The sequence below is a fragment of the Mesorhizobium sp. B2-1-1 genome (assembly GCF_006442975.2).
Taxonomy (GTDB): domain Bacteria; phylum Pseudomonadota; class Alphaproteobacteria; order Rhizobiales; family Rhizobiaceae; genus Mesorhizobium.
Genome location: NZ_CP083954.1, coordinates 4,675,371 through 4,701,272, shown reverse-complemented (window position 1 = coordinate 4,701,272; position 25,902 = coordinate 4,675,371). Strand labels below are relative to the sequence as shown.

Genomic DNA, 25,902 nt, shown 5'->3' with positions numbered 1-25,902 from the left:
GGAGCCAAGGCATGGACACCGAAAACCTGCGCAGTTTCCTGGAGATTGCCGAGCATGGCAGCTTCACCGTCGCGGCCAATCGGCTGAACCTTGCCCAGTCCACCGTCAGTGCGCGGATAAGAGTGCTGGAGGAGCAGTTGGGGCGACGGCTTTTCATCCGCGACCGCGATGGCATCACGCTGACGCCGGCCGGCCGCCAGTTCCTGCCGCATGCATCCGCCATCACCCGTACCTGGGAGCAATCGAGGCAGGACATCGCCGTTCCCGATGGCTACGAAACACTGCTGCGGCTGACCGCGCCCGCCTATCTGTGGGAGCGCATCACTTCGCCATGGGTCGAATGGATGCGCGCCGAGCGGCCGAACGTTGCGTTGCGGCTCGAGGGCAGTTTTCCCGATCTGGCGATCGATCAACTGGCCGAAGGCCTGCTCGACATCTGCATCCTCTATCTGCCGCGGCCGCATCCCGGCATCGTTTACGAAACGCTGGCCGTCGACCAGGTGGTGCTTGTCCAGCATGCCGCCCAGACGAAGCCGTGGACCGAGAACTACATACTGATGGACTGGGGGCTCGAATTCCGCATCGAGCATGATCGGGCGTTTGCCGGCATGGTCAAGCCGGCCATTTCGGCCGGCCTAGTCTTCATCGGGTTGCAGCACGTGCTGTCGCAGCAAGCCGCCGCCTATCTGCCGCTCAGCGCCGTCAGCGCCCATATCGAGCGCGGCGAAATGAAACGCGTCGCGAACACGCCCGTGTTCCAGCGGCCGATCTATCTTGCCTATCCCAGCAATCCGGCCTCGTCGGATGTGCTCGACGTGGCCTTGGCGGGATTGCGGGCACTGACGAGGGATTGGGCCGGCGAGCAGGGCTTCGCCGAGGGCGACCGGTCCTTCAGCATGGCCGGCCATCCGTGAAGGGCAGGGGCCGTATGTTCGGCTACGCCGGCTCGGTATCGACCGCTGCCGGCCTCTGCAGCCTGGCGAGTTCCGCGTAGGGAATATGGCAGCGGATCGAGTGTCCGGGGCGCGCCTCGGCCAGCGCCGGTTCCTGCTGTTCGCAGATCGGGCCGATCTTGCGTGGGCAGCGCGTGTGGAAGACACAGCCCGGCGGCGGATTGGTGGCGCTGGGGATTTCGCCGTCGAGACGGATGCGTGCCGTCTCGGTCTGGTCGAGCCTGGGCACGGCCGACAGCAGCGCTTCGGTGTAGGGATGATGCGGGCCGGAGAAAACCTCTTCCGACGGCCCAAGCTCCATGATGCGACCGAGATAGAGCACGGCGATCTTGTCGGAGAGGTAGCGCACCACGCCAAGGTCATGCGAGATGAAGATGTAGCTGACGTCTTCCTTCGCTTGCAGATCGGCGAGCAGGTTCAGGATCGCGGCCTGCACCGACACGTCGAGCGCCGAGGTCGGCTCGTCGCACACGACGATGCGTGGATCGCCGGCGAAGGCGCGCGCTATGGCAACGCGCTGTTTCAGTCCGCCCGACAGCTGGCGCGGCTTCACGACCAGATGCCGGTCGGTCAGCCGCACCGAGCGGACGAGGTCGTCGAGGCGCGCCTCGAGCGCCTTGCCGCTCAAGCCCGCCAGCCGCTTCAGCGCGCGGCCGATCAGATGCCTTATCGAATGCGACCGGTTGAGTGCGGAGTCCGGATTCTGGAAGACGATCTGCATCGCCTTGACCTGGTCGTCGCTGCGGTCCCCCAGCCGCGGCGCCAGCGCCTTGCCCTCGAGCTCGATGCTGCCGCCGTCGTCGGGCGGCACAAGGCCGAGCAGCAGCCTGGCGAAAGTGGTCTTGCCGCTGCCGGATTCGCCGACCAGCCCGAGCGTTTCGCCCGGCCTGAGATCGAGCGACACGTCCTTCACCGCGCGCAGCGAATGGCCATGGCTGGCAAAGGTCTTGTTCAGCCCGGCGACCCGCAATACCGGCGCGGCTGCGGCTTTCGGCGCGGCGGGCGCGTCGCTGGGCGTCGCGCGCGGCAGGGATTGCGCCTTCTCGTGATAGTGGCAGCGCGACAGCCGGCCGCCCAGTTCGTAGAGCGGCGGCAACTCGTTGCGGCAGCGATCGGTAGCGAGAGCGCAGCGGTCGGTGAAGGGGCAGCCCTTGATGTCGGCCCCGATGCCGGGCAAAAAGCCCGGGATGGTGTCGAGGCGGCCCTGGTCCTTGCGCTGGCCGCCGCGCGGCAGGCAGCGCAGCAGCGCTACCGTATAGGGATGGCGCGGATCGTTGAAGACGGCCTCCGTCGGCCCTTCCTCGACCAGCATGCCGGCATAGAGCACGCCGACGCGATCGCACATGTTGGAGACGACGGCGAGATTGTGGCTGATGAACAGGATCGAGGCCGACAATTCTTGCCGCAGCTGCGCGATCAGGTCGAGCACCTCGGCTTCGACGGTCGCGTCGAGGCCGGTCGTCGGCTCGTCCAGGATCAGCATCGAAGGATCGTTGGCCAGCGCCATGGCGATCGCCACGCGCTGCTGCATGCCGCCGGAAAGCTGGTGCGGATAGCGTTGCATGACGCTGACCGGATCGGAGATCCGCACCCGGTTCAGCATGGCGATTGCGCGATCCTCGGCTGCCTGCCCCGTTTTGCCCCCAAGCTCGAAGATCTCGGTCAGCTGGCGACCGATGCGGATCGACGGGTTCAGCGCCTTGCCGGGGTCCTGATAGACCATTGAGACGCTTTCGGCTCGCATCTTTCTGAGCGCCTCGGCATCGAGCTTCATGACGTCCTGTCCGTCGAGCGAGATCGCGCCGCCTGATATGGAACCGTTTCGCGGCAGGTAGCGCACGACGGAAAGGGCGACCGTGGATTTGCCGCAGCCGGATTCGCCGACCAGCCCATAGGCCTCGCCTTGGCCGATGGTGAGACTGAGATTGCGCAGCACCGCCCGGTTTCGGCCGGAAACACGATAAGCGACCGACAGGTCGTTGAGGTCGAGTGCGTTCAGGGCCTGCGCCTTCCGGGTCTTGGAGGGTTCAGTCATTGAAGGCTCCATGCACGCCGTCGGCCGCCAGGTTGACGCCGATCACCAGCGAGGCGATGGCGAGCGCGTCGAACAGCACGGTCCACCAGAAGCCGCCGCCGATCATGCCGTAATTGCTGGAAATCGAGAGCCCCCAGTCCGGCGACGGCGGCTGGATGCCGAAGCCCATGAAGGAAAGCGTGGCAACCGCGAAAATGGCATAACCAAGCCGCACGGTGGTTTCGACCAGGATCGGCGGAATGACGTTGGGCAGGATCTCGACGAACATCGTATGCAGCGCACTCTCATGCCTGAGCTGGGCCGCGGCGACATAGTCGAGCTCGCGCTCAGCCAGCACCGCCGAGCGCACGGTGCGCGCGATGATCGGCGCGAAGCTCAGGCCGATGACCACGATGACGGTGGTCTTGGACGTGCCGAGCGCCACGATGGCGAGCAGCGCCACGATCACCACCGGGATTGCCATGAAGGCTTCCAGGATGCGGCTGACGACATCGTCGACGATACCGCGGAAGTAACCGGTGAGCAGCCCGAGCGCCGTGCCGGCCACCGTCGCCAGCAATGTCGCCAGCGGCGCCACGGTCAGGATGTCGCGCGAGCCGACGATGACGCGCGAGAAGACGTCGCGGCCGATCTGGTCGGTGCCGAACCAGTGTTCGGCCGAAGGCGGCGCCAGCGCGTTGATGATGTCGTCGGCGAGCGGATCGTAGGGCGCGAAATGTTCGCCGAACAGCGCACAGGCGACCCAGAACAGCACGATGGTGATGCCGACGAGGAAGGTGCCGGAGCGAAGCAGCGAGGACAAAACCTCCGCCAGGGGGCTGCGCTGGCGGGTGTCGTCCTGTCTGGCGGGACTGGTCTGGACGGCGCTCATTGTTCTGACCCCAGCCGGATGCGTGGATTGAGCACGGAATAGAGGAAGTCGGCCACAAGGGTGGCCACGGCATACACGATGCCGATGGTCAGGATGCCTGATTCCAGCATCGGGAAATCCTTGCCGCGCGCAGCGGTGAAGATCAGCGAGCCGATACCCTGGTAGCGGAACAGCGTCTCGATCACCACGAGGCCGCCGATGAGATAGCCGGTCTGGGTGGCAATGACGGTGATGGTGGGCAGCAGCGCATTGCGCAGCACATGGCGCCAGATCACCGTGCGCCAGGGCAGGCCCTTGAGCACCGCGGTTCGCGTATAGTCGGAATCGAGCGCCTCGATCATGCCCGAGCGCGCCATGCGCGCGATATAGCCGAACAGCACCAGGAACAGCGGCAGCGCCGGCAGGATCAGGTAGTAAAGCTGCGTGAAGAAACCGGCATCACGCGGCCATGCCGCCGAGATCGGCAGCCAGCGCAGCCAGACACCGAAGATCAGGATCAGGATGATGCCGGTGACGAACTCCGGCAGCACCGTCACCGACAGGCCGCCAAGGCTGATGATGCGGTCGAGCGGCCGGTTGAGATTGAGAGCCGCGACGACGCCGCCAAGGATGCCGATTGGCACCACCAGCACGAAGGCGACCGCCGCCAGCTTCATCGAATTTCCCAGCGCATCGATAACGAAGGGGGCGACCGGCGAGCGGAAGATGTAGGACGTGCCCATGTCGCCCTGGACGAAGTTTGAAATCCAGCTCCAGTACTGGGCAAGCAGTGGCCGGTCGACGCCGAGCGAATGGTTGAGCGCATCGACGGCGCGCTGGTCGGCGAACGGCCCCAATATGGCGCGCCCGACATTGCCTGGAAGCACCTGGCCGCCCAGGAAGACCATGATGCTGAGCAGGAACAGCGTGACGAGCGAAAGCGAGACGCGCCGGACAAGGAAGGAGAGAATGGCTAACACTCCCTGAGTAGCCAGCTCCCGTCAGGAAGCTGGCTGTTATAGGATTGGCTTTCCCTTCCGCTCAGGCCTTCGACGCCTTTTCGAGGAACAGCTGCGACATCGCGGTCGGCTGCACGCCGGCCACGCCCTTCGCCGTCGCCGTCAGATAGTCGTAGAAATAGCCGAAGATGACCGGCGTCTCCTCGAGCAGAAGTTTCTGGATCTTGCCTGCCGTCGCCTTCTGCGCTTCGAGATCGAGGGCCGCGATATAGCTGGTCGCCAGCGCGTCGTAGTCCTTGTTCTTGAAGTGCGCCGCGTTCCATGTGCCTTCGCTCTTCAGCGGGGCGGCAAGATAGACGTTCGGCACGCCGCGGTGGCCGTAGTCGGTGATGCCCATTTCCGAGTCCAGCCAGTTCGATTTGCCGAACACGGCGTCGCCGTAATAGGCGCTCTGGTCGAGGATGTTGAGCTCGAGCTCGATGCCGATTTCCTTGACCCAGTTCTGGATGAGCTGGGCGTATTCGGGGATTTCGAGATAGCGCTCGGTGGTCAGCGTCATCTTGAAGCCCTTGCCCGCGCCCGCCGCCTCCATGAGCTGCTTGGCCTGCGCGATGTCCTGCTTGCGCTGCGGCACGCTCGCATCGGTCGAGGGATAAACCGGGGCGAACGGGCTGTCGTTGCCGGCCACGGCGCGCCCCTTCATCAGGCCCGCGACTAGCTTGTCGCGGTCCAGGCTGAGCGCGATGGCGCGGCGCACGCGCGCATCCTTCATCGGCCCGTCGTCGCAGCGCAGGTGCAGTTGCTGGTGCGCCGACGATTTCAGGCTGATGATGTCGATGTTGGGATCGTTGAGCAGCGCCACGCCAGACAGGACAGGCATCTGGTTGATGATGTCGACCTGCCCGCCCTGCAGCGCCAGGATCATTGGCTGCATGTCGGCAAAGAACGTGAATTCGGTGCGTTCCGGCAGCGCCTTCTCGCCCCAGTAGCCTTCGTTCCGGACGAAGGAAGCGCCGACCTTCGGCGTGTATTTGTCGATCTTGAAGGGCCCGGTGCCGTCGAAGCTCTTTTCGTAGTCGCCCTTGTAGCTCGCCGGCACGATGACGGCGTTGTAATTATCGGACGACACCATGTAGGGAAAGTTGCCGTTCGGGGCGTCGAGGTGGAATTCCACCGTGTAGTCGTCGACCTTCTTGCTGGCGCCCTTCGACAGGATACCGGTGAACACCGACAATGCGTTGGACGAGTTGGCCGGGTCGGCGATCCGGTCGATGCTGGCCACCACGTCGTCGGCCTTCATTTCGCCGCCTGAGTGGAACTTCACGCCCTTGCGCAGCTTGAAAGTCCACACCGAGCCGTTGTCGTTCGGCTTCCAGCTTTCAGCCAGCGCCGGCTTGAGCACGAGATCGGGGCCGTCGACGCAGAGGAACTCCGCGACTTGCTGCATGATCAGCAGGCCGCCGGCATCGGCGATGGTGACAGGGTCGATCGTCGCCGCCGGCACGCTGCTTGCGACGCGGATCGTGGCGCCTGGCGCGCCTTGCGCCCGGGCGAGCGACGGCATGGCACCGAGGCCCGCGGCCGTGGTGATGCCGCCCAGCAGCGGCAGCGACAGGCCGAGCAGGCTGCCATGGCGGATGAAGTCGCGGCGGCTGACACGGCCGTCGACGAGACCGTCGATGAGGTGATTTTCGAGCGGCGAGCGATTGCGCCGGATGAGGTCGAGAATGCGATAATTCTTGCTCATGGGTTTGACCCTTTCCCCTGTTTCTTATGGTTGACGAAAATTCGCGACTATACCGTTTCCGGTCGCCAGAGGCCTGTAGACCGGGACTGTAGCACGCGGTTTTGTCCGGTCCATCCAGTCCTTGGCGCGGACGTGCCGGTTTCTGGGCTGCACTGCTTCCTCTAGTCCGTGGCCACCCTTTCCGACCGGGATCGCGGCGGCTGGCTTCTGCTGTTGTGGCCGGCCGCCCTCATCTAGTTCAGCGGCAAACGACGGTAAGTTCCGGGCTTTGCCGGATCGTGATATTTGTTGCAGGGCCCGTTCTCGGCGAAGTCGCGATGGCAGGCAGCGAGCCGTTCTCGCGACAATGTGATGCCGAGACCGGGCCCCTCCGGCACAGGCACGACATTATTCCTCGGGCAAAACGGTCCTTCCTCGGTGATGTCGGTCGGTTGCATGCGAAACAGCGACTGGTTCGGTTCCCGTATCCAGCCGAGCGCCGCGCACAGATGCAGGTAGGCGGCGCTGCCGATGCCGCTGTCGCCGCTGTAGCACCAGAAATCGATGCCGGCGTGCTCGCAGGCGCCGACGAAGCGCAGCATGCGGCCGATGCCGCCATGCGCGGTTGGATTGCCGACGAAGGCGTCGGGCACCTTGAGGTCCATGGCGCGGGCGATGTCGATGTTGTGGGTCGAGAACGGGATCGAGCAATGGCGCCTGAGTTCGCGCATCTCCTCGATCGTCGCCACTGGATCCTCCCAATTGCGCACGCTAAGCTCTTCCAGCGGCCGCGTCAGTCGCCGGGCGGTGCTGAGCGAATAGGCCTGGTTGGAATCGATGCGGATCATTGCATCGTCGCCGAGCTTCCTGCGGATCAATTCGATCATCTTCAGCGAGATTTTTGGATCCTGCGTCGAGAACTTCCCTTCGAAGAAGGTCGTTCCGTGGGTCTCATGAAGCTCGACGCAGTAGTCGGCGACTTCCTCCGGCGTCGTCTCGCCTTTCACCCTTGGCCCGTCGCCGCGCAGCGAAAAGTAATCGGTGAACGGGATCTCCTTGCGCACGGCGCCGCCGAGCAGTTGGTAGAGCGGCTGGTTCCACACCTTGCCGCGCAGGTCCCAGAGCGCCATCTCGATCGCGCCGAAGGCCATGATGCGGGTGCGGTCGTTGATCGACTGCACGCCGGTCCAGTAGGGCAGGCAGACATGCTCGGCGCCGGCGATGTCGAAGGCGTCGCGGCCCACGAGCCGGGGTGCCAGGATGTCGTTGATGATCGCGGCTGCTGCCGGCATCGGTGCTTCGCCGAGGCCGATCAGGCCATCTTCGGTCTCCACTTCGACAATGGTCGGCGAGAAGCCGTCGAGTTCACCGAACACCCAGGCATAAGGCGCCTCGAGCCTGAGGTTGATCGGCGTCGCGTTGATGCCGCGGATTTTCACCGGCCGACCTCGAAGAAGGGCTTGCCGAGCAGATCCGGGACGACGTCGATGCCGAGGCCCGGACCATCCGGAACGCCCATGCGGCTGCCGGTGACCGGCGGCTTGTTCGACGCCGTGCGCACCGTCACCCATTCGTGGAAGGCGATGGCGTGCAGGCGGCGCTCCTGCGGCGTCGACAGCGACAGATGCGCCATGGCCGCCGTGTCGATCTCGGCGCCGCCGGTATCCTCGACGGTGATCATGAAGCCGAGGTCGACGGCGACATCGCGGATCAGCCGGGTCCTGCCGACGCCGCCGAGCCGCGAGATCTTCAGCGTCAGCCCGTCGGCCGCGCCCCGGCGATGAATTTCCAGCATGTCCTCCAGCGAGGTGACGGATTCGTCGAGCACCATCGGCTTGTCGAGCATGCGGCGCACCGACATGTTTTCCTCGATCGTCGTGCAGGGTTGCTCGAATGTGTAATCGATCGAGCGCGTCGCATCAGCGAACTGGCGCGCCTGGTAGTGCGTCCAGCCGGCATTGGCATCGCAGAAGATGACAGTGTCTTTCGGCACTGAGGCGGCGACCGCCGTGACGCGTTCGATGTCGTCGCGAACGTTGCCGCCGACCTTGACCTGCAGCCGGTGGAAGCCGTCCTGGACGATGCGCTTCGCAAGTGCGGCCATGGCATCGACGCTGCCATGGGTGACGACCTTGTAGAGCTCGGCCGTATCGCTCTCCTTGCCGCCCAGCATCGTCACCAGCGGCACGTCGGCGGCGCGCGCGGCGAGATCCCAGCAGGCCATGTCGAGCGCCGACTTGATGTAGGGATGCCCTTTGAACACGATGTCCATCAGCCGGCCGATGCCGGCGAGGCCGCGCGGGTCGTGGCCGATGAGGTGCGGGGCGATCTCCATAACGCCGGCACGGGCGCCCGCAGGGAAGGCGGCCGAATAGAAATTACCGAGCGGCGCCATCTCGCCCCAACCGGTGATGCCATCGTCCGAGGTGATGGCGACGATCACCGCGTCGAAGGCGTCGGCGACGCGTCCCTTGGACATACGGTAGGGGCCGTCCACGAAGGGCTGCACGACATGGTAGGCTTTGATGGTTGCGATCTGCACGTTGATGTCCGTTGTCCGCTGGGGAAGGATCAGGCGCCTTTCGACGGGCGCCGTTCGAGAGCGCGCGCGTAGGCAAGAAGCTCTTGGAAATCTTGGTCGATATGTTGACGGGCGTGGCGCTGCGCAGCACGCATGTCGTTGCCCTTGAGCAGCCGCACGTAGGTCTCGTGAACGTCCTCGGCGGGCACGGCTTCGTTGCGTGCCTGCTGGTGCAGGGCGAAATACATCTGCAACCGGCTGGTCAGTCGCTGCCATGTTTCCAAAAGAACGGAATTGTCGGCCCATTCGTGAATCAGGCCATGCAGTTGCAGCGCGGTTTCGATCTGCCTTGTGGTGTCGCGGTCGCGCGTCGCCTGCTTCACCGCCTCATGGCGCCGGTCGAGCTCATCGAAAAAGCGCTGGTCGCGCAGCTCCCATGTCCGCTCGATGGCGAATTCGTCGAGCACCTTGTTGAGCGAGTAGACATCGTCGATGTCCTTGGCGGTGACATCGATGACGAAGGTGCCGGCATAGGGGATGCTGGTCAGGATACCTTCCTGCACCAGCTCGCGCATCGCTTCGCGCAAAGGCGCGCGGCTGACGCGCATCTGTTCGGAAATCCTGAGCTCGTTGAGCTTTTGGCCCGGCTCCAACTGGCCGGTCAGGATTGCCCGTCGCAGCAGCGCCACGATCTCCGCGCGTCGTGTCGTATCCGCGATTGGACTGAAATCCGCCTTTGCCATCCCGGCCACTCCCGACGAAACAAGGGCAAGACAAGCAGATTGTCGACAATCTAACAAGAGCTTTTGCGGCTTTTTTCACATCGCCGGTACTGGCCGGGCGGAGCTGCTCGCAAAAGCGGCGCCCGCGACCTGTGGGAAGGCCGGGGCGCCGCGCTGAAACCGGGCCTGCGGGGGAGTCAGGTGGCCGGTTTCTGTGGCAGTGGCGAAACCGGCATTCCAGGGCCGATCTTCTGCAGATTGCCTGTTATCACCTGGTCGCCTTCCGCGACTCCGCTCAGGATGGCGACCAGGTCGCCGCTGGTCGGCCCGGTCGAAACCAGCCGCTGGTCGACCGTGTTGCCCTTGCCGACGACGTAGAGATATTTGCCGAGCTGGCTCGAACCCAGTGCGACCTGCGGCACCATCAGCGCATCGGGCTGCTGTTTGACGTGCAGCCGGACGCGAACATATTGGCCAGGCAGCAGCGCGAACTTGGCGTTGCCGATGGTGGCGCGCGCGGTGATGGTGCCGGTCGAATGGTCGATCGTGTTGTCGATGAAGGTGAGTTCGCCCTTCTGATGGGCTTCGGTCTCGCCCGGGAGCAGCACCTCGACCTCGATCGGGCCGGCGGCGCGAGCTTCCTCGATCTGCGCCAGATCGCTCTCGCTCGGATTGAAGGTTACATAGATCGGGTCGAGCTGCACCAGCGTGTTGAGCACCGTGCCGGCGACGCTGACCAGCGTGCCGATCGAGGCCTGGTTACGGCCGATGCGGCCTGCGAAGGGAGCGCGAATCTCCGAATAGCTCAAATTGAGCTCGGCCGAGCGGACCGCCGCCTGGTTGAGCGCCAGCGACGCCTGCGCCTCGCGCAAGGTGCTGGTGCGCTGGTCGAAGCTGTCCTTGGCCAGATAGCCGCTCTTGGCGAGCTCGGTGCCGCGGCCGAGATTGGAGCGGGCATAGTCGAGCGTCGCTGTATCACGCTGCACCTGCGCCTTCGCCTGGTCGAGCGCCGCCTGGAAGTCCTGCGGCGCGATCCTGTAGAGGAGGTCGCCCTTCCTGACGTCGGCGCCGTCTTCGGCGGCCTGCTCTTCCAGGTAGCCCGGCACTCTGGCCTGCAGCGTGACGCTGCGGATCGGTTCGGTGCGGGCGGCATAGTCGAGATAGATCGGGATCGTTTTCTTCACCACGCTGGTCACCGGCACCGGCATGACGAATGCCGCGGGAGCGGGCGTTGCCGCTCCGGCCGTGCCGGCATTGAGGCTGAGGCTGCCCATATCGAGCAGGTGAACGCTCGCCACCGAGATTGCACCCAGCGCGACAGCGGCGCCCAAAGCGATTTTCCATTTACGCATGTTCAGTCTCCAATCTTATTCGGCCGCTTGCGCCATGGGCGGCAAGGCGGGTTCGGCAGTTGGTTCGGAATGCAGGGAAGCGGGCTCTTCACCGCCGCGCCGTTCGCGCAGCTGTTCGATGACCGCATAGAAGACCGGCACGAACACCAGCGACAGGATGGTCGCCGCCACCATGCCGCCGAAGACGGTGGTGCCGATCGATTGACGGCTGGCAGCACCGGCGCCGGTCGCGAACATCAGCGGCAGCACGCCCAGGATGAAGGCGAAGGCCGTCATCAGGATCGGCCGCAGCCTCAGCCGTGCCGCTTCCATCGCCGCTTCGACGATGCTGAGGCCTTCTTCGCGCCGTCGCCGGGCGAACTCGACGATCAGGATGGCGTTCTTGGCCGCCAGGCCGATCAGCATGACGAAGCCGATCTGCGAGTAGACGTCGATCTGCATGCCGCGCACCCACAGCACCACGAACGCGCCGAACAAGGCGAGCGGCACTGCCAGCAGCACCATGAACGGCATCGCCCAGCTCTCATATTGCGCCGCCAGGATCAGGAAGACGAAGACGATGGCGAGGCCGAAGACGACCGACGCGATCGATCCCGCCTTGAGCTCCTGGAAGGTGATGCCGGTCCATTCGAAGCCGAAATCCCTTGGCAGAGCCGTGGCGGCGGCCCGTTCCATGGCGGCGACCGCCTGGCCGGACGAATAGCCGGGCGCGGCGCCGCCATTGATCGAGGCCGAGGCGTTGTTGTTGTAGTGCGGCACCGTTTCCGGGCCGACGAACGGCACCAGCTTGCCCAGCGTGCTGAGTGGCACCATGCCGCCGGAGGCATTGCGCACATAGAGCCGCGAAATGTCGGCCGCACCCGCGCGTGCATCCTTGTCGGCCTGGATGGTCACCCGGAAGGTGCGGCCGAACAGGTTGAAGTCGTTGACGTAGAGCGAGCCGAGATAGATCTGCAGCGTGTTGAAGACGTCCGGCAGGTTGAGCCCGAGCAGCTTCGCCTTGGCGCGGTCGAGGTCGTAGTTGAACTGCGGCGTCGAGGTCGAGAATGGCGAGAAAAGCTGCTGAGGGTTGATTTCCGGCTGCTTGCGCGCCTCGGCGATCACGGCTTGCGTTGCGTCGTTGAGCGCGGTGCTGCCGCGGCCGGTAAGGTCCTCGACGACGAATTCGAAGCCGCCCGTGGTGCCGATGCCCGGGATCGAGGGCGGATCGAAGGAGAGCGCGAACGCCTCCGGGATCTGCATCAGCTTGCCGCGCACGTCGGCGACGAGCTTGGAGGCGCTCTGGTCGGGACCGCGCTCCTCCCACGGCTTGAGGATGGCGAATTCGACCGCGGAATTCGACTGCGCCGCGCTGGTCAGGAAGTTCAGGCCGCTGATCGAGCCGACGATGTCGACGCCGGGCGTCGCCTGCAGGATGTCGCGCGCCTTCTGCGCCACAGCGTCCGTCCGTTCCAGCGAAGCGCCGTCGGGCAACTGGATGACGACAAAGAAATAGCCCTGGTCCTCGACCGGAAGGAAGGTCGAGGGAAGCTTCGCCCAGACGAAATAGGTGGCGACCAGCCCGGCCGCGAACAGGCCGAGCATGATCCAGCGCAAACGGATGAGGACGCGCACGCCATTGGCATAGGCATGCGACAGCCTGTCAAAGCCCGTATTGAACCAGCGGAACAGCACGAATTGCGTGCCTTGGCGATGGCGCAGGAAGGCGGCGCTCAGCGCCGGGCTCAGCGTCAGCGAATTGAAGGCGGAAATGCCGACCGAGATCGCCACCGTCAGCGCGAACTGGTTGTAGAGGCGTCCCGAAACGCCGGGGATGAAGGCGACCGGCACGAAGACGGCCATCAGCACCGCTGTCGTGGCGATGATCGGACCGGTGACTTCGGCCATGGCGGCCTTGGTAGCCGCCAACGGTTTCAGCCCGGCCTCGAGCTGTCGTTCGACATTCTCGACCACCACGATGGCGTCGTCGACGACAAGGCCGATCGCCAGCACCATGCCGAGCAGGGAGAGCATGTTGAGCGAGAAGCCCATCATCTCCATGACGACGAGCGTCGCTACCAGCGACACCGGGATGGCGATCGTTGGAATGATTGTGGTGCGCCAGCTTTGCAGGAAGATGAAAACCACGGCGACGACGAGGACCAGAGCCTCGCCGAGCGTGATCAGCACGTCATGCATGGAGGCCGAGACGAAGCGCGTCGTGTCGTAGTGCATGGCATAGCTGACACCCTTGGGGAAGCGGGCGGACAGCTCCTGCATCTTGTCCTTGACGCGCTGCTGCAGATCGAGCGCGTTGGAGCCGGGCATCTGGTAGACGGCGAGCACCACGGTCGGGTCCTTGCCGAAGAAGGCCGACGACGAATATTGCAGGGCGCCGAGCTCGATGCGGGCGACGTCGCGCAGCCGCACCAGCGAACCGGTGGTGGTGTTGGCGCGCACGACGATGTCGCCGAACTCCTTGGGATCGCTCAACCGGCCGACGGCATTGACCTGCATCTCGAAGGCGGTGCCGGCAGGCGCCGGAGACTGGCCGATCTTGCCGGCGGCCACCTGGACGTTCTGCTCGGCAATGGCGTTCTGGACGTCGACAGCGGTGATGCCGAGATTGGCGAGCTTGTCCGGATCGAGCCAGACGCGCATCGAATAGCGCCGCTCGCCGAATATCTGCACGTCACCGACACCGGGCAGCCGCTTCAGCGGGTCGACCACTTGCAGATAGGCAAGGTTCGACAGCGCCACCGGATCGACGGAGCCGTCGGGCGAGGTGAGATTGACGATGAGGACAAAGTTCGGATTCTGCTTCTTGATCGTCACGCCGCCCTGATTGACGATCGCCGGCAGCGACGAGGCAGCCTGCGAGACGCGGTTCTGGACGTCGACGGCGGCGGTGCTCAGGGAATAGCCGACATCGAAGGTGATGGTGATCGTCGAGGAACCGTCATTGGAGCTGGTCGACGACATGTAGGTCATGCCTTGCACGCCGTTGATCTGCTGCTCCAGCGGCGTCGTCACAGTGTCGGCGACCACCTGCGCGCTGGCTCCCGGATAGTGGGCGCTGACCACGACCTGCGGCGGTGTGATGTCGGGAAACTGCGAGACGGGCAGCAGGAAATAACAAATCGTCCCGGCGAGCACCATGATGATGGCGATCGCCGAGGCGAAGATCGGGCGGTGAATGAAGAAGTTTACCACGACACGCACGCCTCTCCGGCTGCTCTTGCCCTGCCGAACGCACTGGCAACCCTGGACAGCCTCCGGCCGCGTCCGAACTCTTCCGACGAACGGAGCAACGGCACCTCGCCGCGCTGCGAACCGGCAAGCGTGCGCAGCATTGTTTCGAAAGCGCGCGGATCGACCCCGTCGGCTTTCATGACCAGCCGGATCATCGGATCCCAAACGGCTTCATCTATGGTAAGATCGCGGCGCTGTGGCATTGGCCGGCTCCTTGTCTGTCGATTCGCAGCCCATGCTCGCGAACCGTTTTTCATCTCTTCACCGGCCGGAGCCGCATGAAATGCAATTTTTCGCCCGCCCCGATCTGGCCGGACCAGATCACGGTCTTGTTATTGACGGCGGACGCCATAGGTGTTACCAGTAAGTAACATTCTGGAAGTTACAGACCGGTAACACCCTAGTCAAGAGGTGGCCGAGGGATTTTTGGAAACGAAAGGAGATCAATGATGACAGACGGCGTCGTGGAGCGTCCTCGTCCCCGGGATCGGATCCTGGAGACGGCGCGCGACATGTTCCACAAGCACGGCATCAAGGGCGTCGGCGTCGACGCCATCACCGAGGCTGCCGGCACGAACAAGATGACGCTCTACCGTCATTTCGAATCCAAGGACGATCTGATCATCGAATGCCTGCGCGCCACCGCATCAAAGGCCGGCGCGATGTGGGACGCATTCGAAGCCGAGCACCCGGGCGACAAGCTCGCGCAACTGCATGCCTGGGTTCGCAAGGCGGCCGAGATGCTTACGGCCGATTGCCGGGGCTGCGACATGGCCAACGCCGCGGTTGAACTGACTGAACCCGACCATCCGGCCAGGCGCGTGATCAAGGAACTCAAGGAAGCCCAGCGCGAGCGCCTGGTGGCGCTCTGCCGGGGCGCCGGCATCGGCCAGGCCGAACTTCTGGCCGATACGCTTTCGCTGCTGTGCGAAGGCGCGCGCGTGAGCGTGCAGACCGTTGGCACCGAAGGTCCCAGCGCGCAATTGGTGCGCATGGCGGAAGGGTTGATCCAGTCCTTCAGGGGCGGAGCCGCCGCGGGCTGATCCATCGGCAAGGCTCATTGGCGCCGGACAGCGCGTGCGCTTCCGGTCTGCCGTGGCTTTGATGTTGCGTGGGTTCCCTGCCGTTCCCGGAAATGTCCGGCATGCAATAAAAAAGCCCGCTGCCGGGAGGAGGTGGCAGCGGGCTCGATTTCGAATGTGGTGCGGGAGGAGGTGCACCCCACTCAGCGTCGGCATCGCATCTGGGAGGAGTAGATGGCCGACAACCAGAAGCTATGGGTTGCCCAATGATTCGGCAATCGTGAATCGTGCATAGCAGCTGTGCAGATTCGCCGTATCGCTCGCGAACACAGTGACCGGAAGACCTCGCGGGCCGCGTCACTGCACCGGGACGTTTTCCCGGAAGATCAGCCGCGGCTCGATGAATTTCCGCGTCAGGTAGGGCGCCGATGATGCGATCGAGCCAAGCAGGCGGATGACCGATTGCTCGGCGATCAGCCTGGCATTCTGGTCGATGACGACGTCGGCTAGATCGTCGACGAGATAGCCGCGCGTTTCCCTCGTCAGGTCGTGACAGATGAATACCGGTTTGCGGTTGGGCCTGGCCTCCCGGATGGCCTTGGCAACGCCGGAGCGTCCGGCTCCAATGCAATAGATGCCGAGCAGTTCCGGCTCGTTGCGCAGCGCCTTCATGGTTTCGGCATAGCTGGCATCGGTCTCGTCGTTGATCTCGACGGCGCTGCTGACGCTCAGGTTGGGGAACTCCTCGCCGAGCACGGAGCGGAAACCCATCTCACGTTCCTCATGGCCGCGATAGGAGCGCGAGCCGACCACCATCGCCAACTGGCCCTCGCGGTCGGCGAGGAAGCGCCCCATCAGGAGTGCGGCGGTCCGTCCCGCCACCCGGTTGTCTATGCCGACATAGGCCGAGCGTGGTGCGGCCGGAATATCGGACACCAGCGTCACCAGGCGAATGCCGGCCTCGACGATGTCGCGCAGGATGTTGCGCGTCCTGGGATGATCGACGGCGATGACGCCGACGCCGTTGGCTTTCAGCGACAGGTTTTCGACGGCGGTCTGCAAAGCGTTCGGCGAGATTCCGGCGAGGTTGTGGATCCGGCACGAGGCAACGAGCGGCAGGCGCGAGGTATAATCCTCGATATGCATGGCCAGATCCTGCATGAAGGCGTTGCTGCCGATCGGCAGGAAGAATTCCAGATTGGCCGGCCGCGAGGGGAGCGTTACCTGATCGGCGACCGGCAGATAGCCGAGCTGCTTGGCGGCCTCCATGACGCGCTGCCGGTTGGCCGCGCTGACCCCCTTCCGGTTGTTGAGCACCCTGTCGACCGTCGCCGTCGACAGTTCGCAGTTCCTGGCGATGTCAGAGACGGTGGCTTTCATGCCGCAACCCTATTGCCGATGCGATGGCACGCCAGACGGCCGATTTGAGCGGCGCCGATCGCGCCCATCGCCCGGACGCCCATTCTGCTGTTTCGCAGGGATGTTGCCCTCGTCCTCAATGCGATCCCTTGCCATCGGCGATGGCGTCGCGGATCTCCTTGTCCGACATGCCGGTGATGACGCGTTCAACCTCCGCCACGCTGGTCGTCTTGGGGTCGATGTCCCCGGCCACCACCTTGCCGCGCCGCATGACGACGATGCGGTCCACCACCTGGAAGACATGGTGGATGTTGTGCGCGATGAAGATGCAGGAATGGCCGGAATCGCGCGCGCTGCGCACGAAGCTCAGCACGCCCTGGGTTTCGGCGACGCCAAGATTGTTGGTCGGTTCGTCGAGGATGATGAGATCGCTGTCGAAATGCATGGCGCGCGCGATCGCCACCGCCTGGCGCTCGCCGCCGGAGAGCGAGCCGATCGGCGTGGTCGGCGGAATGTTCTTGGAAATGCCGACCTGCTTGAGCAGGTCGCGGGCGACCGTGTTCATCGCCTCCTGGTCCATGCGGTTGAGGAAGCGCGGCGGCTTGATCGGCTCGCGCCCGAGGAACAAATTGCGGGCGATCGACAGTTGGGTGACCAGCGCCGAATCCTGGTAGATGGTCTCTATGCCGTTGGCGATGGCGTCGCTGGTGTTGCGCAGGTTCACCTTCTTGCCGCGGATGAAGATGTCGCCGCTGGTCAGCGGCACCGCGCCCGACAGCACTTTGATCAGCGTCGACTTGCCGGCGCCATTGTCGCCGAGCAGGCCGACGATCTCGCGCTCGTTGACATGGAAATTGGCGTCCACCAGCGCCTGCACGCGCCCGTAGGACTTGCGGATGTTCTGCATGCGGATCAGTGGCTCGGCCATGGTTCACGTCCCTGCCTGATGCCGGCGTTCCAGCCATGAATGAAGCGCCATCATGCCAAGGATGATCGCGCCGATGAAGATGTTGTAGGCAAGGCCGGGCACGCCGATCAGCACGATGCCGTTGCGCATGACGCGCAGGATCAGGATGCCGAGCACGGTGCCGATGATGGTGCCGCGCCCGCCCGTCAGCGCCGTGCCGCCGATCACCACCATGGCGATGACCTCGAGTTCGTAGCCGGTGCCGCTGTTGGGGTTGGCCGCCGAGGTGCGCAGCGAGGAGATGACGCCTGCAAGCGAGGCCATGACCGAGGACAGCACGAACAGGCCGATCTTGACGCGGCTGACATTGACGCCGCGCGCCCTCGCAGCGTTCGGGTTGCCGCCGGCGGCCTGGATCCAGTTGCCGGTGCGGCTTTGCGTCAGCACATAGCCCAGCGCGATGGCCGCGGCGATGAACCAGAACAGCGACATGTAGATGCGGAACGGGCCGATGAAGAAATCGCCGACCAGCGCCTCCGCCAGCCAACTGCCCTCGGCGCTCCAGGTGCGCTGCGGAAAGCCGTCGGTGACGAACAGCGCGGTGCCGCGCACCACCAGGAGCATGCCGAGCGTGACCAGAAAGGACGGGATCTTGAGCTGCGTGACGAACCAGCCATTGACCAGGCCGATGAAGGCGGCGACCAGCAGCGCGAGGACGAAGCCCATCTCCAGCGAGGTGAGGCCGCTGTTGAACAGCGTCCACATCAGCACCGGCGAGAAGCCGAACAGCGAGCCGACGGAAAGGTCGAATTCGCCCGACGTCATCAGCAACGTCATCGCCAGCGCGATCAGCCCGAGCTCGACCGTGAAGGCCAACGTGTTGGAGATGTTCTGGGGTGACAGGAAGTCGTGGTTGAAACCCCAGAAGACGGCGATCTCGACGACGAGCAGCACGAAGGGGCCGAATTCCGGCCGCGCGATCAGGCCTTGGACAAGCGAACGATTTTCCACGTGTAACCCGCGACTGGTTGGAATGGGCCGGACCATCGGGCCGCATCAAACGGCTCGATACCAGGCGAAAGGGCGGGACGCCGCACGCCCGGTGGACGCGCGGCGCTGGAGATCAGGGGCTATTTGCCGGACAGGATCTTGTCGTAGATCTCGGCGGTGTCTTTCTCATAGAGCGCGCCGGTGATGACGTTGAAGCCCGGGGGAATGCCGCTTGCGGCCATGTTGGCGAGCGACAGCGCGACATAGCTGGTCGCCTGCGGGTCCTGCCACTGGCCGGCATTGACGTAGCCGTTCAGCACTTCCTGGGTGGTGTCGAGCGAGTTGCCCCAGCCGACGACGGGGATTTCGCCGGGCTTGACGCCGACCTGGTCGAACACGCGTTTGATCGAGCCGGTGACGAGGTCGCCAAGGCCGATGATCGCCTTCACCTTGGCCTTGTTAGCGGTGAGATAGTCGACCATGCGGTTGATCACCTCGGCCTGGTCGAGCGTCGCCTCGGTCACCTCATAGGTGATGCCGAGCGGCTCGAACACGCTCTTGATGCCTTCCTCTTCCTGCACGCCATAGGTGGCGCCGGGAATCTCGACAGGCATCCAGACGAAGTCGCCCTTCTTCACCAGGCCCTTGTCGACCAGATACTGCGCCCAGTGCTTGCCGAAGGTGACATTGTCGCCGCCGACATAGGCGTTGAAATTGGCCTTGGGATCGGGCGTGTTGAAATTGATGATCGGAATGTTGGCCGCGCGGGCTTCCTTGACGATCTCGACAAGGCTGCCCGGATCGGGGCTGGTGGTGGTGATGCCGTCGGCCTTGGCCGAGATCGCGGCCCGCACCGCCTCCTGCTGCGAGGCGACGTCGCCATTGTGGAACGAGGTGTTGACGGTATTGCCGGTGTCCTTGGCCCATTGCTTGGCGCCGGCAAGGAAGTAGGTCCAGACCGGATCGGCCGGGCCGCCATGTGAAATCCAGTAGAACGTCTTGGCCTGCGCCGCCGCCGGAATGACCGTCAGCGCGACCAGCAGGCCGTATAGAACCACTCTTAGCCGTGTCAGCATTTGATTTCCTCCCGTTTGAAACTGATCAGTTCGAAACCGCCCTCTTGATCGGGCAAGACCGCGTCCTCCCCGCCAACGCCGTGTTGGATGATCAGAGCATCCTCTTTTTCGACAAATGGCAAGCCTCCGCCTGTCAGTCGTAGTCGGCGCCTGACGGGGCGCCATCAGCGGTCCCATCAGATTGCATCAGTTCGGATGATTTTCGCGGCAGGCGATACCGGCCTCGAGGGTCGCCGGAGCGATGATTGACCGCCCTCGGGTGAACCCAGAGCTAGAGGAGGCCGGCCCTGGCAAGATCGCGCATCAGATGGCTGGCGCCGTAGGTCCAGTGCGGGCAGTCCGGCGACAGTCGCACCCGGTTGACCAGCGCGCCGAATTTCTCCGACGAGATGGTGACGATGTCGCCGACCTTATGGGTGAAACCCTTGCCCTTCTCGCCGCGGTCCTTCGAAGGCACGAACATGGTGCCGAGATAGAGCGCCAGGCCGTCCGGGTACTGGTGATGCGGGCCCATGGCAGCCGCTACGAGCTCTTCGGGAGAGCGGCTGATCTCGGCCATCGAGCTCGCGCCCTCCAGCGAGAACCCGTCCTCACCTTCCACTTTCAGCCGGACCACGGCCCGCTTTACGTCGTCGATGGAGAACGTGCCGTCGAACAGGCGGATGAAGGGGCCGAGCGAGGCGGAGGCGTTGTTGTCCTTGGCCTTGCCGAGCAGCAGCGCGGAGCGCCCTTCGACATCGCGCAGATTTACGTCGTTGCCGATGGTGGCGCCGACGATCCTGCCGCTTGAGGCGGCGATCATGGCGATCTCCGGCTCCGGATTGTTCCAGGTCGAGACGGGATGCAGGCCGACATCGGCGCCGAAGCCGACCGAGGCCATCGGCTGGCATTTGGTGAAGATCTCGGCGTCGGGGCCGATGCCCACTTCCAGATATTGCGACCAGGCGCCGCGTGCGATGAGCTTGGCCTTGATCTCCATCGCTTCCGGCGAACCGGGCTTGAGCTTGGACAGATCGTGGCCGATCAGCCCGGCAATGTCGGCGCGGATGGCGTCGGCCTTTTCCGCCGAACCGCGCGCCTGTTCCTCGATGACGCGTTCCAAAAGGCTGACGACGAAGGTGACGCCCGAGGCCTTGATCGCCTGCAGGTCGACGGGGGAGATGAGATAGGGCCTTGCCGGATCACGCGTGGCTTCGAAACTGTTGGCCGCGATGCCGTCGAGCGAGCCGATCGGCTTGCCCTTGGCCGAGCGCACATAACCGGCCGGATCGGCCATCTCGCAGATATCGCGCACGGTCGGCGCCGTGCTCGACGTGATGTCGAAGACGGTGCCATCACGCACCGTGACCACCAGGGGATGCGAGGCGTCGCTGCTTCTGGCGCGCCCGACAAAAAGGCCTTCGGCGGGCAGATGCATCGGGTTTGTCATGCGTGCGGTCCTCTGATCATCAAAAATGCGGCTTGCCGGTTCGGCGCGGCACTTTCACCGGATTCCTGTCAAAGGTCTATCCCGTTTGTGGTGAGCCAGGCGCCATGTCTGCCGGCGTCGTCGGCGATTGGCGTACCGCAAGGAAGCACTCCGTCGGGGGTTGGATGCATGCGGCGGTGCGGGAGCCCCAACGCCTGCGTCATTTTTCGGCTTGCGTATGTTCTCGTTTTGTTCTAAAATGCCCAACCTGAGTCAATTGGCGGACGAGATCAGTGAGTGGGCAACCCGCATTCGGAACCGCGAAGAACGGCCAGGCCTTTTTCCGATGGGAACAGGCCGGGAAGCATTTCCACCGGCTGTTCTTTGCCATCCTCGTCGGCAGCGCGATTGCTGGTCGTCTCGCGCGAAAGGCCATTGCCTTGAACCGTGAGTTCGGATTGCAAGGCTGGCTGGTTCCGGAAAATCACATCCACATCTCGCTTGTCGGCCTCGGCGACCATGAGGAGTATCCGCAAGAGCTGGCAGAGGCCGCCTGTCATATCGGATCGATGATCGTTGCGAAGCCCTTCGAGGTATCGTTCGATCGCCTGTCGGCTTTTGGCGGTGGTGCACTGGTCCTGCGCGGCAGCGATGGCAATCCGCCGCTGCAGAAATTCTGGCGTGATCTGACGGCGGTGATCTCGGACAGCCCGCTAAACCCCTTTCTCACCAGGTCCATCGAACCGCATGTTACATTGCTTCGTGATGAAGTGGGCGTTCCCAGCATTCGCGAGCGGTCGATCGATCCGATCGGCTGGACTGTCCGGGATTTTGTGCTGATCCACAGTCTCATTGGGAAGGGCGCCTACAAGCAGCCCGGACGCTGGCGGCTGACCGGTCAGGACGATGCACTGCCCGCCATGTGAGAGCCTGCATCGTCCTCGCATAGTCCGCGCGGTCCATCATCCTGACATGGCATGTCAGCTACCAGACGGCACGACGATGGCAGGCCGCCAACCTTTCCCTATTTGCAATGCGTCTGAACAGGAGGAACACATGACCAACACGGAAATTGCCAAGGATTTCACGGAGCTTCTCAAGCGCGGTGACTACGAAAGTGCTGCCGAGAAATACAACGCCGACGACATCGTCAGCTATGAGGCCATGGAGGGGCCGATGGCCGTCTGCCGCGGCAAGGACGCCGTCAAGCAGAAAGGCCAGTGGTGGCAGGAAAACAACGAAGTCCATGGCGGCTCGGTCGAGGGCCCTTATGTCAACGGCGACCAGTTCGCCGTGCGCTTTACATTTGACATAACGCCCAAGGCCACGGGCCAGCGTGTCACCATGGACGAGGTTGGCCTGTACACGGTCAAGAACGGCAAGATTGCCGAAGAGCGCTTCTATTATTGAGACGGGTTTCCGGCTGTCGGCACATTTCGCCGCATCCTAAGCGGCCAGGATCATGTCCTGGCCGCTATCCGACCTGATGCACATCGTCGTCACGGATCGGCGACCGCGCGCCCGCCATTGAAGAAACTTACTCTTCGATGGTTCTGCCGGGCCGCTGGCAAAGCGCGCCGGGGCTGCTTAATCTGCGGCCAGATTCGAAGTCCGGAAGGCACCTGTTTTGACGATCACCATGTACGGCATCACCACCTGCGACACGATCAGGAAGGCCCGCGTCTGGCTGGAGGGCCACGACGTGCCGTACCGGTTCCACGACTATCGGGCCGAAGGCATCGAGGCGGGCAGGCTGGATGGCTGGGTCCGCAAGGTCGGCTGGGAAAAGCTGCTCAATAAGGGCAGCACCACGTTCCGCGAGTTGCCGGACAAGGATAAGCAGGGCCTGGATGAAAAGAAGGCCAAGGCACTGATGCTGGCCAAGCCGACGATGATCAAACGGCCTGTGCTCGAGGTTGGCGACCGCATCCTGGTCGGGTTCAAGCCGGATGTTTATGAGGCGGCGGTGGTCGGGAAGTAGGGCGCGGTACACTCTCAGTTCGTCATCCTAGGGCGGAGCAAGGAGCGAAGCGACGCGGCGCAGACCCTAGGATCCATGCCGTGACTTTTGGGCGTCGCAGCCGTGCAGATTCTGCTCCGTTGCATTTGCGGACGGACGTCACGGCATGGATCCTCGGGTCAAGCCCGAGGATGACGAAGGGACAGGTCACTGTCCTCTCAGATACCCCGCCAGTACCACGGCATTGTTGTGCGCCTCGTCATGGGCGCCGTAGAGCAGCGTCACCTTGCCGTCGCGGAGCAGGGCGCGCAGTTGCGCCACGGCCTCGCCATTGCCTTCCAGTTCGGCACGATACCGCTTCTGGAACTCGGCCCATCGTTCGGACTCGTGCCCGAACCACTTGCGCAAGTCGGTGCTCGGCGCGATGTCCTTCAGCCATAGCGCCAGCGCGGCATGCTCCTTGCTGACGCCACGTGGCCAGACACGATCGACCAGGACCCGCTGCCCGTCATCGAACGAGGGTGGTTCATACACCCGCTTGACCGCGATCTCGAAGGCCATCCGCTCTCCTTCGTGCGCTCCCGTCAGGCCCACTCGCCCTTGCGCATGACCGGCACGCGGCTGCCGTCCTTGCCGACGCCGTCGATGTCGATCTTGTCCGAGCCGATCATCCAGTCGATGTGGATGAAGCTCTTGTTGCCGCCGCGCTCCGCGATCTCGGCCTGGCTGAGCGAGGCGCCGTCGACGAAGCACTTCGAATAGCATTGGCCGAGCGCGATGTGACAGGCGGCGTTTTCGTCGAACAGCGTGTTGAAGAACAACAGGCCGCTCGCCGAGATCGGCGAGGAATGCGGCACCAGCGCCACTTCGCCAAGCCGGCGTGCGCCCTCGTCGGTGTCCAGCACTTTCTTCAGCACGTCCTCGCCCTTCGAAGCCTTCGCCTCGACGATCCTGCCGCCCTCGAAACGCACCGAGATCTCGTCGATCAGCGTGCCCTGGTAGGAGAGCGGCTTGGTCGATGAAACATGGCCTTCCACCCGCCGCGCATGTGGCGTGGTGAAGACCTCCTCGGTCGGGATGTTGGGATTGCAGGTGACGCCGTTCTTGGCGGTGGAGGCGCCGCCCATCCACTCATGGCCGTCGGCCAGCCCGACCGTCAGGTCGGTGCCCGGCCCGGTGAAATGAAGCGCATGGAAAGCATGGCCGTTGAGCCATTCGGTGCGGCTGCGAAGGGCCGCATTGTGCGCCTTCCAGTTGCCGATCGGATCTTCCACGTCCACTCGCGACGCGGCGAAGATGGCGTCGGCGAGCTTGGCGACCGCAACATCGTCGGCATCATCGGGGAAGACCTGCTTGGCCCAGGCGAGATCGGGATAGGCGACGATGTTCCAGTTGATGTCGAAGCCGGTGATCTTTTCCAGCGCCGGCTGGTAGGCCATCGAATTGGCCTTGTTGGCGCGCGCCACGTTCGCCGGGTCCTGCGCCGACAGGAGCGAGGGATCTTCGCCGCGCACGGCAAGTCGCGCCGCATTGTTGGAGAAGGCTTTGGCCATGCCTTCATAGAGCCAGCCGGCGGCGCGGTCGAAACCGGCGTCGGCGCCATAGCGAAAGCGCGCCAGCGTGATCTCGTCATCGTTGAAGATCGGCGTCACCAGCCCCGCGCCGGCCTTGTAGGCATGCTCGACGATGCGCCGGGTCAGCGGCAGCGCGGCGATGGAGGAGGTCAGCACCAGGTCCTGCCCGGGCTGCAATTGCAGCCCCACCTTGATGGCGACTTCCGCCAGCCTGTCGAGCTTCACCCGGTCGATCGTTGCGGAAACGCCGCGCGAATGTGTGGTCATGATCCTGCCTGCCGTAGTTTGATGTCGGACTCTACATAGACCGGCGCCACGGTGCTTTCCACAGTGATCGCATCGCTCGTGCCCGTCTTCGCGGAGCCGAACCGCGCCATCGTCGCCTCGATCTCTTCCCTGATCCAGAGCTTGAAATCCCGGACCTTGCGGCTTTCGGCCTTGGCGGCGGAGGTCACCAGCCAATAGCCAAGCCCGCTCTGGGCGCGGATCCCGAACGGCGCGACGAGCCGCCCGTCGGCCAGCGCGTCGGCGGCGAGCAACTGCCAGCCCAGCATCACGCCATGGCCGGCAATCGCCGATTCCAGGCAAAGCATCGGATCGGTGAAGCGAGCGCCCTTCAGGAAAGTGACTGGTTCGACACCAGCGGCGTCGAACCAGCTTTCCCAGTTGATCATCGCCCGTTCGTCGGTAATCGCGCAGGTCTGGGCAAGGTCTTCGATCGATTTCAGTTTCTTCGCTATCGAGGGCGCGCAGACCGGGAACACCTCTTGTGCCAAAAGCAACTCCGCCTTGCTGGCCGGCCATGTGCCGTCGCCAAGCCGGATGGCGATATCGATATCGGAATGGTCGAGGTCGGCCAGCCGCACCGAGGCGTCGATGCGCAACAGCACGTTGGGATGCCGGGTGAAGTGATGCGACAGCCGCGCCAGCAGCCATTTCGAGGCGAATGCCGGCGCCACGGAAACCACCAGCGTGCATTGTCGCGCCTCGTCGGCCAGCGCCACGGCCTGGGTGAGCTCGCGGAAACCCGCGCCGAGGCGCATCGCGAACATGGCGCCGAATTCGGTCAGGACCAGCCCCTTGGTCGTTCGCTCGAACACGGCCTGGCCGAGCTTCTGCTCCACGCGCTTTATCTGCTGGCTGACGGCGCTGGCCGAAACGTTGAGTTCGCCGGCGGCCGCGGCGAGCGAGCCGAGACGGGCGACGGTCTCCACGGCGCGAAGGCCGTTGAGGTGGACGCGGTTGAGCATGGCCATT

The 25,902-nt window shown here is 64.1% G+C and carries 23 protein-coding genes; 5 read left to right on the top strand and 18 right to left on the bottom strand.

The window, feature by feature from the left end; genetic code table 11:
- Positions 1 to 11: 11 nt before the first annotated feature.
- The gene (locus FJ972_RS23145) at positions 12 to 914 is read left to right on the top strand and encodes a LysR family transcriptional regulator (RefSeq protein ID WP_140520850.1); all 903 of its coding nucleotides are present in this window, start codon (positions 12 to 14) and stop codon (positions 912 to 914) included.
- A 22-nt stretch (positions 915 to 936) separates the two neighbouring features.
- Here FJ972_RS23145 and FJ972_RS23140 read toward each other — a convergent pair whose 3' ends face one another.
- From FJ972_RS23140 to FJ972_RS23095, 10 genes are all read right to left on the bottom strand, one after another.
- Positions 937 to 2,988 (bottom strand): ABC transporter ATP-binding protein, encoded by a 2,052-nt coding sequence (locus tag FJ972_RS23140; RefSeq protein ID WP_140520849.1) that lies wholly within the window; start codon positions 2,986 to 2,988, stop codon positions 937 to 939.
- The gene (locus FJ972_RS23135) at positions 2,981 to 3,859 is read right to left on the bottom strand and encodes an ABC transporter permease (RefSeq protein ID WP_140497909.1); all 879 of its coding nucleotides are present in this window, start codon (positions 3,857 to 3,859) and stop codon (positions 2,981 to 2,983) included. Before FJ972_RS23135 ends, FJ972_RS23140 begins: the two co-directional genes overlap by 8 nt.
- Positions 3,856 to 4,746, bottom strand: coding sequence for an ABC transporter permease (locus FJ972_RS23130; RefSeq protein ID WP_246670988.1), 891 nt, complete (start codon positions 4,744 to 4,746; stop codon positions 3,856 to 3,858). The genes FJ972_RS23135 and FJ972_RS23130 overlap by 4 nt, the downstream gene beginning before the upstream one ends.
- Before the next feature lie 133 nt (positions 4,747 to 4,879).
- Complete coding sequence (locus FJ972_RS23125) at positions 4,880 to 6,544, bottom strand: ABC transporter substrate-binding protein (protein WP_140497911.1); 1,665 nt, start codon at positions 6,542 to 6,544, stop codon at positions 4,880 to 4,882.
- 233 nt (positions 6,545 to 6,777) lie between these two features.
- A complete protein-coding gene (locus FJ972_RS23120; RefSeq protein WP_140520848.1) occupies positions 6,778 to 7,962 on the bottom strand; it encodes a mandelate racemase/muconate lactonizing enzyme family protein in 1,185 nt (394 codons plus the stop codon).
- Positions 7,959 to 9,065 (bottom strand): mandelate racemase/muconate lactonizing enzyme family protein, encoded by a 1,107-nt coding sequence (locus tag FJ972_RS23115; RefSeq protein ID WP_140520847.1) that lies wholly within the window; start codon positions 9,063 to 9,065, stop codon positions 7,959 to 7,961. The genes FJ972_RS23120 and FJ972_RS23115 overlap by 4 nt, the downstream gene beginning before the upstream one ends.
- Positions 9,066 to 9,094: 29 nt before the next feature.
- A complete protein-coding gene (locus FJ972_RS23110) occupies positions 9,095 to 9,787 on the bottom strand; it encodes a GntR family transcriptional regulator (RefSeq protein ID WP_140520846.1) in 693 nt (230 codons plus the stop codon).
- A gap of 176 nt (positions 9,788 to 9,963) precedes the next feature.
- Entirely contained in the window at positions 9,964 to 11,118 is a 1,155-nt protein-coding gene (locus FJ972_RS23105; protein ID WP_140520845.1) for an efflux RND transporter periplasmic adaptor subunit, read from the bottom strand.
- Between the two features lie 15 nt (positions 11,119 to 11,133).
- A complete protein-coding gene (locus FJ972_RS23100; protein WP_140520967.1) occupies positions 11,134 to 14,310 on the bottom strand; it encodes an efflux RND transporter permease subunit in 3,177 nt (1,058 codons plus the stop codon).
- On the bottom strand, positions 14,304 to 14,552 hold the full coding sequence (locus tag FJ972_RS23095) for a hypothetical protein (RefSeq protein ID WP_140520844.1): 249 nt from the start codon (positions 14,550 to 14,552) through the stop codon (positions 14,304 to 14,306). Before FJ972_RS23095 ends, FJ972_RS23100 begins: the two co-directional genes overlap by 7 nt.
- A gap of 246 nt (positions 14,553 to 14,798) precedes the next feature.
- On the opposite strand from FJ972_RS23095, the gene FJ972_RS23090 reads away from it, so the two are divergent.
- The gene (locus tag FJ972_RS23090) at positions 14,799 to 15,392 is read left to right on the top strand and encodes a TetR/AcrR family transcriptional regulator (RefSeq protein ID WP_140497923.1); all 594 of its coding nucleotides are present in this window, start codon (positions 14,799 to 14,801) and stop codon (positions 15,390 to 15,392) included.
- A 336-nt stretch (positions 15,393 to 15,728) separates the two neighbouring features.
- Here the strand turns inward: FJ972_RS23090 and FJ972_RS23085 are convergent, their stop codons facing one another.
- The 5 genes from FJ972_RS23085 to FJ972_RS23065 all read right to left on the bottom strand — a co-directional run bounded on the left by FJ972_RS23085 (position 15,729) and on the right by FJ972_RS23065 (position 21,132).
- Positions 15,729 to 16,751 carry a LacI family DNA-binding transcriptional regulator gene (locus FJ972_RS23085; RefSeq protein ID WP_140520843.1) on the bottom strand — a complete coding sequence of 341 codons (1,023 nt, stop codon included), beginning with the start codon at positions 16,749 to 16,751 and terminating at the stop codon, positions 15,729 to 15,731.
- Between the two features lie 115 nt (positions 16,752 to 16,866).
- Positions 16,867 to 17,658: an ATP-binding cassette domain-containing protein gene (locus FJ972_RS23080; RefSeq protein WP_140497927.1), complete on the bottom strand. Its 792-nt coding sequence runs from the start codon at positions 17,656 to 17,658 to the stop codon at positions 16,867 to 16,869.
- Positions 17,659 to 17,661: 3 nt separating this feature from the next.
- Positions 17,662 to 18,648, bottom strand: coding sequence for an ABC transporter permease (locus FJ972_RS23075; protein ID WP_140497929.1), 987 nt, complete (start codon positions 18,646 to 18,648; stop codon positions 17,662 to 17,664).
- 119 nt (positions 18,649 to 18,767) lie between these two features.
- A complete protein-coding gene (locus tag FJ972_RS23070; protein WP_140497931.1) occupies positions 18,768 to 19,703 on the bottom strand; it encodes a substrate-binding domain-containing protein in 936 nt (311 codons plus the stop codon).
- Between the two features lie 271 nt (positions 19,704 to 19,974).
- Positions 19,975 to 21,132 (bottom strand): fumarylacetoacetate hydrolase family protein, encoded by a 1,158-nt coding sequence (locus tag FJ972_RS23065; protein WP_140520842.1) that lies wholly within the window; start codon positions 21,130 to 21,132, stop codon positions 19,975 to 19,977.
- Positions 21,133 to 21,404: 272 nt separating this feature from the next.
- Here FJ972_RS23065 and FJ972_RS23060 point away from each other — a divergent pair, with 272 nt between their 5' ends.
- From FJ972_RS23060 to FJ972_RS23050, 3 genes are all read left to right on the top strand, one after another.
- On the top strand, positions 21,405 to 22,037 hold the full coding sequence (locus FJ972_RS23060) for a 2'-5' RNA ligase family protein (RefSeq protein ID WP_140520841.1): 633 nt from the start codon (positions 21,405 to 21,407) through the stop codon (positions 22,035 to 22,037).
- A 130-nt stretch (positions 22,038 to 22,167) separates the two neighbouring features.
- A complete protein-coding gene (locus tag FJ972_RS23055) occupies positions 22,168 to 22,521 on the top strand; it encodes a nuclear transport factor 2 family protein (RefSeq protein ID WP_140497937.1) in 354 nt (117 codons plus the stop codon).
- Positions 22,522 to 22,738: 217 nt separating this feature from the next.
- On the top strand, positions 22,739 to 23,092 hold the full coding sequence (locus FJ972_RS23050) for an ArsC family reductase (RefSeq protein WP_140520840.1): 354 nt from the start codon (positions 22,739 to 22,741) through the stop codon (positions 23,090 to 23,092).
- A gap of 186 nt (positions 23,093 to 23,278) precedes the next feature.
- Here the strand turns inward: FJ972_RS23050 and FJ972_RS23045 are convergent, their stop codons facing one another.
- Genes FJ972_RS23045 through FJ972_RS23035 form a run of 3 tightly spaced genes read right to left on the bottom strand, consistent with a single transcriptional unit; the run spans position 23,279 to position 25,901 of the window.
- Positions 23,279 to 23,632, bottom strand: a complete 354-nt coding sequence (locus FJ972_RS23045) for a DUF488 domain-containing protein (RefSeq protein ID WP_140520839.1) — start codon at positions 23,630 to 23,632, stop codon at positions 23,279 to 23,281.
- Positions 23,633 to 23,655: 23 nt separating this feature from the next.
- Positions 23,656 to 24,912 carry an aminopeptidase gene (locus FJ972_RS23040; RefSeq protein WP_140520838.1) on the bottom strand — a complete coding sequence of 419 codons (1,257 nt, stop codon included), beginning with the start codon at positions 24,910 to 24,912 and terminating at the stop codon, positions 23,656 to 23,658.
- Complete coding sequence (locus FJ972_RS23035; protein WP_140520837.1) at positions 24,909 to 25,901, bottom strand: LysR substrate-binding domain-containing protein; 993 nt, start codon at positions 25,899 to 25,901, stop codon at positions 24,909 to 24,911. The genes FJ972_RS23040 and FJ972_RS23035 overlap by 4 nt, the downstream gene beginning before the upstream one ends.
- Position 25,902: the final 1 nt, after the last annotated feature.